General features: G+C 66.5%; 10 protein-coding genes and 3 pseudogenes. 5 read left to right on the forward strand and 8 right to left on the reverse strand.

Features of this window, described 5'->3' with window-relative positions:
• Nucleotides 1–694 precede the first annotated feature (694 nt).
• The 3 genes from ACWDRB_RS64280 to msrB all read right to left on the reverse strand — a co-directional run bounded on the left by ACWDRB_RS64280 (nt 695) and on the right by msrB (nt 3,339).
• A complete protein-coding gene (locus ACWDRB_RS64280) occupies nt 695–1,114 on the reverse strand; it encodes an HIT family protein (protein ID WP_449911984.1) in 420 nt (139 codons plus the stop codon).
• Nucleotides 1,115–1,966: 852 nt separating this feature from the next.
• On the reverse strand, nt 1,967–2,521 hold the full coding sequence (gene msrA / locus ACWDRB_RS64285) for a peptide-methionine (S)-S-oxide reductase MsrA (protein ID WP_449911985.1): 555 nt from the start codon (nt 2,519–2,521) through the stop codon (nt 1,967–1,969).
• Nucleotides 2,518–3,339, reverse strand: a complete 822-nt coding sequence (gene msrB, locus ACWDRB_RS64290; protein WP_449911994.1) for a peptide-methionine (R)-S-oxide reductase MsrB — start codon at nt 3,337–3,339, stop codon at nt 2,518–2,520. The genes msrA and msrB overlap by 4 nt, the downstream gene beginning before the upstream one ends.
• Before the next feature lie 44 nt (nt 3,340–3,383).
• Here msrB and ACWDRB_RS64295 point away from each other — a divergent pair, with 44 nt between their 5' ends.
• Nucleotides 3,384–3,638, forward strand: coding sequence for an IS3 family transposase (locus ACWDRB_RS64295; RefSeq protein WP_449911986.1), 255 nt, complete (start codon nt 3,384–3,386; stop codon nt 3,636–3,638).
• Nucleotides 3,628–3,846 (forward strand): hypothetical protein, encoded by a 219-nt coding sequence (locus tag ACWDRB_RS64300; protein ID WP_449911987.1) that lies wholly within the window; start codon nt 3,628–3,630, stop codon nt 3,844–3,846. The genes ACWDRB_RS64295 and ACWDRB_RS64300 overlap by 11 nt, the downstream gene beginning before the upstream one ends.
• A gap of 162 nt (nt 3,847–4,008) precedes the next feature.
• On the opposite strand, the pseudogene ACWDRB_RS64305 reads toward ACWDRB_RS64300, so the two are convergent.
• Nucleotides 4,009–4,749 (reverse strand): annotated as a pseudogene (locus ACWDRB_RS64305) (IS701 family transposase); the annotation flags it as partial.
• Between the two features lie 344 nt (nt 4,750–5,093).
• Between ACWDRB_RS64305 and ACWDRB_RS64310 the strand changes: the two are divergent.
• A pseudogene (locus ACWDRB_RS64310) lies at nt 5,094–5,288 on the forward strand (TetR/AcrR family transcriptional regulator); the annotation flags it as partial.
• A 3-nt stretch (nt 5,289–5,291) separates the two neighbouring features.
• Nucleotides 5,292–5,732, forward strand: coding sequence for a TetR family transcriptional regulator C-terminal domain-containing protein (locus ACWDRB_RS64315; RefSeq protein WP_449911995.1), 441 nt, complete (start codon nt 5,292–5,294; stop codon nt 5,730–5,732).
• Nucleotides 5,733–5,999: 267 nt separating this feature from the next.
• Here ACWDRB_RS64315 and ACWDRB_RS64320 read toward each other — a convergent pair whose 3' ends face one another.
• From ACWDRB_RS64320 to ACWDRB_RS64330, 3 genes are read right to left on the reverse strand one after another with little or no spacing between them, the layout of a single operon-like run.
• On the reverse strand, nt 6,000–6,137 hold the full coding sequence (locus ACWDRB_RS64320; protein ID WP_449911988.1) for a hypothetical protein: 138 nt from the start codon (nt 6,135–6,137) through the stop codon (nt 6,000–6,002).
• A complete protein-coding gene (locus tag ACWDRB_RS64325) occupies nt 6,134–7,015 on the reverse strand; it encodes an MIP/aquaporin family protein (RefSeq protein WP_449911989.1) in 882 nt (293 codons plus the stop codon). Before ACWDRB_RS64325 ends, ACWDRB_RS64320 begins: the two co-directional genes overlap by 4 nt.
• Nucleotides 6,999–8,873, reverse strand: a complete 1,875-nt coding sequence (locus ACWDRB_RS64330; protein WP_449911990.1) for a glycoside hydrolase family 15 protein — start codon at nt 8,871–8,873, stop codon at nt 6,999–7,001. Before ACWDRB_RS64330 ends, ACWDRB_RS64325 begins: the two co-directional genes overlap by 17 nt.
• Nucleotides 8,874–8,952: 79 nt before the next feature.
• Between ACWDRB_RS64330 and ACWDRB_RS64335 the strand changes: the two are divergent.
• Nucleotides 8,953–9,243, forward strand: a pseudogene (locus ACWDRB_RS64335) (FAD-dependent oxidoreductase); the annotation flags it as partial.
• A 35-nt stretch (nt 9,244–9,278) separates the two neighbouring features.
• Here ACWDRB_RS64335 and ACWDRB_RS64340 read toward each other — a convergent pair.
• The gene (locus tag ACWDRB_RS64340) at nt 9,279–9,782 is read right to left on the reverse strand and encodes a DUF417 family protein (RefSeq protein WP_449911996.1); all 504 of its coding nucleotides are present in this window, start codon (nt 9,780–9,782) and stop codon (nt 9,279–9,281) included.
• Nucleotides 9,783–10,096 lie beyond the last annotated feature (314 nt).

Raw genomic sequence — 10,096 nt, forward strand, 5'->3', positions numbered from 1 at the left:
CAAGCGCCAGACGAAAATTCTAGAACGCATCCGATCCCGCATAGCCGCAGGTCAGGCCATGATCAAAGCGCGCCCTGCAGGATTCGAACCTGCGACCGTCGGATTAGGCAGTCGAAGTCCCCAGAATTCGTGCGTGAGCCCTACCGAAGTTCGAGACAAGGCATTCTGTACATGTTCAGCAAATCATTGGCAACGCGCTGCTTTCGATAAATCAAGTATTGGCCGCCAATACGATCGAACGTAAAGACTAGATCAAGCTTCGTCTCGACACGTCTCGAAGGCGCAGACATCGGAGTTGCGAGCACTGCGGCCATCGGATTAGAAGCAAGATCTTTTAGTGCCGTGCAGTGCCGTTTGATAGTAGTTCGTGCCGTCTCCGCAAACATTGCGTGTCAGGCGATGCCAGGCCCTGACGACACGTGCCGAGGCGTACGAGCACGCACCGAGCACGGCCGCCGCCCTATTCGATCATTACATCACGGCTCCCCGGAATGGATCCCGCGCTCCAGCCACGCCGGCACCATCTATAGATGACGGTCGCAGTGCTCGGCACGTGCTCTAACCCGTACGCAACTCGGTGATCTCCGCAGCGCAAGCTATCCGCTCCGATCGAAGTCGTCGCTGGTTCCAACTGTCACTCCCGCGCCGTCCACGTGGGGTAAACCATGCGGACGGCGCCGGAGTGACGCCGCTCTCAGGACGCCGCGGCGGTCCTGATGTGATCGGCGAGTGGCGACAGCGACGACAGCGGCAGTTCCCGATGCGTCCATGCCTGCCTGAGATCCTCGGGGGTGTAGCGGGGAAGCAGGTGAAGGTGGAAGTGGAACACGGTCTGCCAGGCCGTAGGGCCGGTGGCGTGCCAGATGTTCATCCCGCCCGGTTCCAGCGCGCGCCGCAGCAGGGCCGCGGTGTGCACAGCACCCTGCATCAGCAGGCCCGCGCGGTCCGGGCCGATGTCGGTCAGGTCGCGACAGTGCTCGCGGGGGACGACCAGAGTGTGACCGCGAGTCGCCTGCGAGATGTCAAGGAAGGCGACCACGTGCTCGTCGGAGTAGACGATCTCCGCGGGGATCTCTCCAGCAACGATGCCGCAGAACGTACAGGTCCCGGTCATGGCCGCCTTTCCTCCACTTGATCGAACCAGAGCGTAGCGACGCCGGATCAGGCTCAGGAGAGCGGGGCGCGTCCAGAGCCTCACTGTGACCCGTACCGTCGAGCGGCGGTCGAAGCCGGACTCAGTCCTCATCCACGGGCAGGGTGAAGAAACGGACGTAGACGGGGCGGGCGTCGGGCGGGCCTCTTCGGCCTTACGGCTGTAGCGCAGGAACAGGGCGATGTACTCGTCGTAGAAGGCGCCGAGGTCTTTCTTGGTCATGCGGGCCAGCCCGCGTGAGCCTTTCGCCCAGCCGAGGTCGGTCGGCGTCCTGCGCGCACAACATGGCGCCTACTAATTCTTCCCATCTGGTCGGCGCCGTCCTGATTTGATGGAAGAGACCTGCCCTTTGTCTCCATCCGCGCGGCCAACTTCGCGCTTTCTGTTGAGGCGTTGCCAGCTCTCCTTCACATCACGCACAGCCTGACGCCAACGGTCCTGCTCGCGGCAGAGCTGCTGTGCGGGATCGGGCTGCCAACCAGCCAAGCGGGTGAGCTCTTCGTCGAATTCCGTGAGATCCCATGCCAGCCCCAACGGCGCCAGGCACGTCGGCGTCGCTCTGCATCCGAACGATGTTGTGCGGTCCACGCGGAGCGGTTGCCGGACGGCTTCCGTCTCGACCTGATACTTCCGGCGGGCAACCGCTGAACGCGGAAAGGACTGACTCGTCATTCTTCCCGGACCGAGGGCAGGGACCGTGGCCAGCCTCGGAGACGACACCACCATCGGGCACACGATCGGCGACGTTCGTGACGGAACCGGTGAGGGCGCGCTCATCGCTTCAGTGGTGAACGCGCCCTCGCAATAGAGCCCTCAGACTGAGGTCCCAGCGCGCCTGGGCAGTACCCAGTCCGGACGCGGGAAGTGGCACGTGTAGCCGTTCGGGTACGCGATCAGGTAGTCCTGGTGCTCGGGTTCGGCCTCCCAGAACGGCCCTGCGGGCTCGATCGTCGTCACGGCCTTACCCGGCCACAGGCCCGACGCATCGACATCGGCGGTCGTGTCACGTGCGACCTTCTCCTGTTCAGGGGTAAGCGGGAAGATCGCCGAGCGGTAGCTCGTGCCGATGTCGTTGCCCTGACGGTTCAACGTCGACGGGTCGTGGATCTGGAAGAAGAACGCCAGGATGTCACGGTAGGTCGTCTGGGCCGGATCGAAGACGATCTCGACCGCCTCGGCGTGGCCGGGGTGGTTGCGATACGTGGCGTGATCGTTGTCTCCGCCGGTGTATCCGACGCGCGTGTCCAGCACGCCTGGCTGCCGGCGAATGAGGTCCTCCATGCCCCAGAAACACCCGCCGGCCAGGATGGCCGTCTCGGTGCCCGGTTCGCGGGTGATCTGTCCGGTGTCATGAATTCCGCTGGTCATGATGCGTGCTCCTCTGTGCTGGTGGTGTCGGCCGTCTCGAACAGCGAGCGGTACTCGCCGTAGCCCTGCGTCTCGAGCTCGGAGACCGGGACGAAGCGCAGCGCCGCTGAGTTCATGCAGTACCTCTGGCCACCGGCGTCGGCAGGACCGTCATCGAACACGTGCCCGAGGTGACTGTCAGCTCCGGTGGACCGCACCTCCGTGCGACTCATCCCGAACGACCTATCCGTCTCCGAGCGAACGGCGGCTGCCACGATCGGCTTGGTAAAGCTCGGCCATCCGGTGCCGCTGTCGTACTTGTCGGTCGACGAGAACAGAGGCTGCCCGGAGACCACATCCACGTAGATCCCCGGCTCATGGTTGTTCCAGTACTCGTTGTGGAACGCCGGCTCCGTCCCGTCCTTTTGAGTGACGCGGAACTGGCTGTCGGTGAGGCGGCTCAGCGCCTCCGGAGTCTTGCTGTAGTCGTGCGACACGATATCTCCTCTTCTGACGTCGCTGGCTGCGGCGTCACTGGAAGTAACATCGCAGAGAACCGTTTTGGTCCCGGGTTCCTGAGAACTCGCTGTGACTGCGATCTCAGGTTCGGGTGGAAGGGTCAGGTCCGGAAAGCCCGCGTCGACGAGTCTGCCGATGAACTCGAGCATGTCAGCGATGTGGCCAGTAGCTCGCGGCTCGTACGTTGGAGTGCGGACGCCGATTGTCTGGTAGGCGCGTACGAACGCTCTCTCGTTCCGGTACGCCCACGCCCACCACGGGATGCGAGCCACCTTGCTTGCGGCCAGGATCTTGTCGTCTAGGTCGGTGACATTGCGCACAAGCGTCAAGCGGCTTTCTTCGCGCGGGAGACGGATCTGCCGAGATGAAGTTCCGGCTGATCCATGCGGAGAAGGACCACCACAAGGTCTCCCTGATGGCCCGGGTGCTGGGTGTGTCGCGCTTGGGCTACTACGCCTGGGCCGCCCGGCAGCAGCGCGGCCCATCGGCGCGGGCGCGGCAGGACCAGTTGCTGACCGAGCAGATCCGCCGGCACCACCGGGCCTCTGATGACATCTACGGGGCGCCGCGCATCCATGCCGACCTGCGGGAGTTGGATGGGGTCCCGGGTGGGCCGTAAGCGGGTGGCCCGGCTGATGCGCGCCGCCGGGCTGGCCGGGGTGAGCCGGCGTAAGGGATGTCGGACCACCATCGCCGACCGGCAGGCGGTTGCCCCGTCCGACCTGGTGAAGCGGAAGTTCACCGCGGCCAAGCCGAACCGGGTCTGGACGGCCCTCAACCCGACCGAGCGACGCAAGGGAAAGACGGTCATCCGCGTTCGTCCGTGAGGACTCGAGGACGCGATCGTCGGGCGGCAGAACCAGGCTGGCATTCCCCGGGCAACTGGTGGAGATCAAGCTCGTCGCCAAGATATCGCCAGCCAGTCGAGTCAGCGCGGAACGTAACGCGGCCGTTCGAAACGGTCCCGTTAGGTTCCGCGCTCCATGCTCGCTCTTGGGCACCTTGCCGGCCATGACGTCGGCGCGGACCTTTGCCGACGCCGGTGGTGATCTGGTCGGCGCGGGAGACCGCGAGCACGTAGCCGATCTACTGGCTCTCCAGGTAGCGGCGAAGTGGTCCGTTGTCGCCGTAGGCTTCATCGGCGGCCACCCAGCCGAACAGCACGCCGGCGGCGAGCGCCCGTTCGATCATGACGGTTTGGTGGCGAAGTCGACCTGTTCGGGGACGCGTGCGGCCGCGCGGCGCTCCGGCGACGCGATCCACGATTCCCTGGGCAGGTAGAGCTCCCGATCGAGCACAGCCCGGCCACGGGTGGAGGCGTAGCCGAGGAACATCTAACAGTTGGCGACCCTGCCAAGCGTGCCGGTGTACTGCCGCTGCACTCTCGCCGAGCAGCTGCGCTGTTGGGCAAACCCGGTGTCGTCACCGGCCAGGATCCCGTCGGCCTCGCCCACGTGCTCCATCAGGTAGGTGCCGATGTCGTCGCGCACGCCGTCGACATCCCATTTCGCGGCGTTGAACAGGCGCTGCATCCCGTCTGGCGTGGCCTCACCGGCGTACTCGGCGAGCAACCAGCCGTTCTTCCGCTCCAGCCCAGACAGCATTCCTGCGAGACACGCACGAGCACACTGCAGAACTTCGGAGCGTCTGAATCGCCCAGCCACCAGCGCGAACGCGGCATCCAGGTCTGCCTGCAGACGAGCGGCACTGCGATGTTCCACTCTGGCCAACGCGGCCACCGCATGACCTTCAGATCCTTCACACCTGAATGATCACAGCAGTGGTCGCTCGTCTTTCATCCAGCTACACGCACGCGTAGGTATCCACCGGCGTGCGTACCTGTGCTCAAGCATGCACCAGCGTGACCCAGCCCGTTTCCGGCTCACGTCTCATGTGCGGCTGGAGGACCAGCCCTAACGGCGCCGACGGCGGTCTCCGGTTCTCGTTATCCGCCCCGCGGATTGGCCCGTCTGCCGGAGATCACCTGCGGTCGTTCCCTGCAGAGCTTTTCCAAAAAGAACCTTGAAGTCCATAATTGGAGTTTTTAGGATTCGCTCGCACTAGGCTGGATCCTGTGGCGGATCAGGCGCGGGACAAGAACGATGCTCGGCTGACCGAGCGTGGGCGGGCCACGCGCAACCGCATCCTGAGAGCGGCCACGGACATGATGTATGTCCGTGGCGTGGCCGCAACAACCCTCGACGATGTCCGGACAGCCAGCGGGGCGAGCAAGTCACAGCTGTATCGTCACTATCCCGACAAGGATGCCCTGATGCGTGATGTCGTCGCGCTGCAAGCCTCCGAGGTTCTGGAGTGGCACCAGCAATACCTCACGCGTTTGAAGTCCGTGCGGGGATTGGAGCGATGGCGGGACGCGCTGGTCGAACGCGTCGCCCTACGTGAGGGCGCGTACGGTTGCCCGCTGGGCTCGCTGGCGAGCGAGCTCGCCGACCAGGACGAGGGGATCCGCAAGGCACTCGCCCAGCACTTCGAGGAGTGGGAGGGGCTGCTCCGAGCCGGCCTGGAGAGAGCTCGAGACTCCGGCGCCCTGCGGCCGGACGCGGATCCCGCGGCGCTGGCCACCGGGATGATGGCCGCCGTGCAGGGCGGCTATCTGCTCGCTCAGACGGCCCGCGACCCGGGCCCCATGAAGCTCTCCCTGGACATGGCGATCGACCATATCCGCGCCTACGCCGCCGATGAGGGCTCCTGAGCAGCTTCTCTCGCATATGGACGAAATAGTCCTTTATTTTGCGCTGTCTGGTGGGTAAGGTGAGGACGGCGGCGACCCTCATGGGCATGTCAGAGCTCGCGGGGGTGCCCTCCGTACGGGTAGGCCCGGGGCTGACCGTGTTGACGCGTTACGCCACGTGGCCCGTACTCGGCGGCCCAGGACTTGGTGAGCAGCTCCGGCGCGGCCTTGTTCGCCCCGTACAGGCCCATCCCGGCGACGCCGAACCGGCGACCATCGTGGTCACGTTCACGATCGCGTCGTGTCCGCGCTCGGCATGCCCGGCGCCAGCGCGGCGACGAGGAAGAACGGCGCTGCGGCCGGCCTGGGTACGTCCGTGATGTGGGCGCTGTCTGCCTTCCCGAGATATACGGCGATCGCCTTCATCTTCGGTGCTCCCTCCGTGAGCGAGGGTGACGGGCGCCCGGTCGCCACCGGCCGATGCCAGGGAGGATGGACGACAGAGCTGCGGAGCGGGTGCGGACGGGCCGCCGGATGCGGTCGTCGGGTGAGGTGTAGGCGCAGTTCAGGAAGCGGCATGGGTAGGCCTGGTCGTGCATGAGCTTCGCGCAGGCCACGGTCCCCCACAGGCGCCGGTGCAGCAGCGCCGCGGTCACCGCGCCGAGTGTCGGTGCCACGAGGTATACCCACAGTCCCGTCCAGGTGGCGCCGACCAGCGCGGGGCCGATGCTGCGGGCGGGGTTCAGGCTGGTGCCGGACACCGGCCCCTCGGTGAACACCAGTACGGCCACGAGCGATGACGCGGCGGCCGCGGTGTACGGCATCAGGCGCGGGCGGTCGACGAAGGTGAGGATCAGCGTGAGGAGCAGGAACGTCATCACGGCCTCGGCGACCAGCGCGGTGGCCGCGCCGCCGAGCCTGGGTACAGTCGCGCCGACCCGCACGCTGGCCGCCGCGCCGTCCCACACCAGAAGCGCCGCCAGCGCACCGGTGATCGCGCCCGCCACCTGCGCTGAGACGTACTTCAGCGCCGAACCTGACGTCATCTTGTCCAGCACCCAGAACGCGGTCGTGACCGAGGGATTCAGGTGGCCGCCGCTGATCCGGCCAAGTGGCGAGTAGATGATCCCCGCCGCCGCGGTGGCGGTCAGGACGCCCGTCAGGAGCCTCCGCAGGTCCTCGTTCGGCACCGTATCGACGAGCGGCGAGCCGGGCGCGAAGCCTGCGACGATCGCGCTGACGACGAGCAGGAGCAGGAGCGCCGTGCCGACGAACTCGGCGGTGATCTCACGCCATCCGGCCATCGCCGTTCCCGCTGCCCGCACCGGCCGCCCCGCCGGCCCGTGCGGTTCGTTCGGCTTCGTCGATGGCCCAGGCGGTGTTGATGAGCCCGATGTGGCTGAACGCCTGCGGGAAGTTGCCGAGCAGCTCGCCGCTCCCGGGGTCGACCTGCTCCGACAGCAGGCCCACGTCGTTGGCGTACGCGGCGGCTCGCTCGAGTGCCTCCCTGGCCCGGCCGACCTGCCCGGACATGGCGAGCGCCTGCGCCAGCCAGAACAAGCACAGCAGGAAGGTGCCCTCCTCGCCGGCGAGGCCGTCGATGCCGTCGCCGGTGCGGTAGCGGTAGACCAGGCCCTGTTCGTCGGTGAGCCGGTCCACGACGGCGTCGATCGTGGAAAGCACTCGCGGGTCACCCCCGGGAAGGAAGCCGGTGATCGGCACCATGAGGACGCTGGCGTCCAGCTCGTCGGAGCCGAAGGCCTGCGTGAACGCACCCACCCGGTCGTTCCAGCCCTCGCGCAGCAGGGTTTTGCGGATCTCGGCGCGGGTCCGCCGCCAGGACTCGACACGCTCCTGCGCCCGTAGGAGGCCGGCGAGGGCGATGCCGCGGTCCAGCGCCACCCAACACATGAGCTTGGAGTACAGGAAGTGCCGCGGCTCCCCGCGTATCTCCCAGATGCCCTGGTCCTTTTCCATCCAGCGCTCGGCCGCGGTGTCGGCACAGACGAGGAGGAAGCGCCGGACGTCGTCGTCGATTTCGCCGATCTGCCGTTCGAGGCGCACGGCCGCATCGAGCAACTCGCCGTACACGTCGATCTGCCGCTGGTTCCACGCGTCGTTTCCGACGCGTACCGGTCGGCTGCCGCACCAGCCGCGCAGGTGCGGAAGAGTGCGCTCGCTCAGGTCGTGCTCGCCGCGGACGCTGAACATGGTCTGCAGCGCGCGCTCCATGCCAAGGGACGGGGCGGCGGTGGTGAGGAAGGCGAAGAAGTCGCTCGCCTCGTCGGGGCAGGCCGCGACCCACAGGGCGCCCATGGTCAGTGACGCGTCCCGTACCCACGTGTACCGGTAGTCCCAGTTGCGCTCGCCGCCGGCCCATTCGGGCAGCGATGTCGTGGCGGCCGCGACGATCGCGCCGCTGGGCTGGAAGGACAGCGCCTGCAGCACCCGCCCGCTGTGGTGCACCAGGTCGCGCCACGGGCCGTCGTAGGCCTGGTGGAGGCTGGACCACGACTGCCAGGCGACGATCGTGTCGTCCAGCCGGACCGCCAGTTCCGCCTGGTCCCATACCCGCGTGGGAGTCTCCTGCAGCGTCGAGCGGTGCATCCCGAAGTGCCGTGTTTCGCCCTCTCGCACCGTGAACACGCCGTATCCGCTGCAGTCGCCGATGCCGAGGGGGACCGGCGTGGTCAGCACGAGCGACTCGGCGCCGCCGCGGGCGGTCACGCCGCCGTCGACGACGGACAGGATCGGGTAGATCAGGCCGTACTCCGGCCGGGGCCGGTATTCCACCTCCATCGGCACCTCGCCGCCGACGCCGGACACCCGTCGGGCGAGCAGGTGCGGCACACCGACGCCAAGCCGGTGGCCGCCGTCGTCCGGGCCGGTGAGCAGGGCGTCGGTGAGAACGACCGTGCCGCTCCCGGTGCGGAAGGTGGTCTCCAGCACCATCGTCTGCGGTAGGTAGCGGCGTGTCGTCTCATACGGGACGGCCGGGCGGATCGCCCAGTGCCCGGCCTCGTCGTCCAGTAGGCGGGCGAAGACGGACGGCCCGTCGAACCGGGGGAAGCACAGCCACTCGGCCGACCCGTCCCGGCTGATCAGGCCGGCGGAATGGCGATCGGACACCAACGCGAGGTCGGCGATGGGTGTGGTGCTCATCAGTGCTCCCGGCTGCCATTGGCATCAAGAACTGGTCGAACTGTCCGAACTGGATCCTGGCGGTGTCGTCAATCCCGACATGGCAGTGCACATCTCTGCCGTTGGACTGTCCATCGCTCAGCACGGGCCAAGTCGCTCCGCGGGCGTCGACGCGCTGGCTCGACTGATCGGCCGAACACCCCTGACATTCCGCCAGTACGTCCGCACCTATCCCGACGCTTTGTTTCCGACCGACCGGCCCAGCGGCACGACCCTGCCCGGACGGCTTGCGATCGTGGGCGGCGGATACCAGGGCATCGAGTTCTCCTCAATCTTCCGCAGGTTCGGTTCACAGGTCACCGTGTTCGAAGCCGCTCCGAGAATTCTGGGGCGTGAGGACGGCCGGGCGGCATTGCCGGCACATCCTCATGGCGGGGTCCGTCCTACGAGCCCGCGCCACCGGCGGCTTGCAGGGCGTCCGCGGCCGTCAGCAAGGGGGCTCCGAGGAGAACGACGTCCTTCACCAGAAACTGCCCCCGCGAGGGACAGCTTCGGTTCCCCGCGGGTCTCTTGCCACGCCTCGGGCATCGTAGCCAGGAAGCTGAGAGTGGTGGCGAACATGCCGACGGCGGCGAGGCTGCCGGGGGCTGACGCTCTCGGCGCAATCGGTTTTGCTCCGATCAGCGCGCCCAGAACGATTTCAGTGACGCCGATCAACCTAGCGACCTTCTTCTCCCCCCAATCTGGCGATAAGCCACGAGGCGGAGGGCTTGAGGTTACGAGGGGACGAATATTTTCTATCTCGTAGTCTTCAAATTTTATTCGCCCGATCTCCAGAAGGTTGATCACAAGCCCATACCGAACGGTCGAAATCCCCACACTACGTACTATTTTCCGATGCGGTGCATTTCCATGAAATCCTCGCCCCACGCGTCGGTTATATCGGCCAGTCTAGGACTCGAAACATCAACCAACGCTGAGCATCAGGTCATGCTTCACCATCGGTGTCGAGGCCACCGCCGATCACCGCTACACGGTCGGCGACGACCACGCGGCCGGGCCTTGTCCGTGCGGCTGGTCCGGGACGTGACCACGGGCAGCCCGTACGTTGACCAACCGACCCACCACCGCGCGGGCCGCGTACTGGACCTGTGGCAGTTCCCCGTCAAGTCTGCGTGTTGAACTCTTTCTGGCTAGCGAGGTGGTCGTGCAGGGCAGCGTGGCGGAACTGATAGACCGGGCCG

The organism is Nonomuraea sp. NPDC003707 (assembly GCF_053587055.1).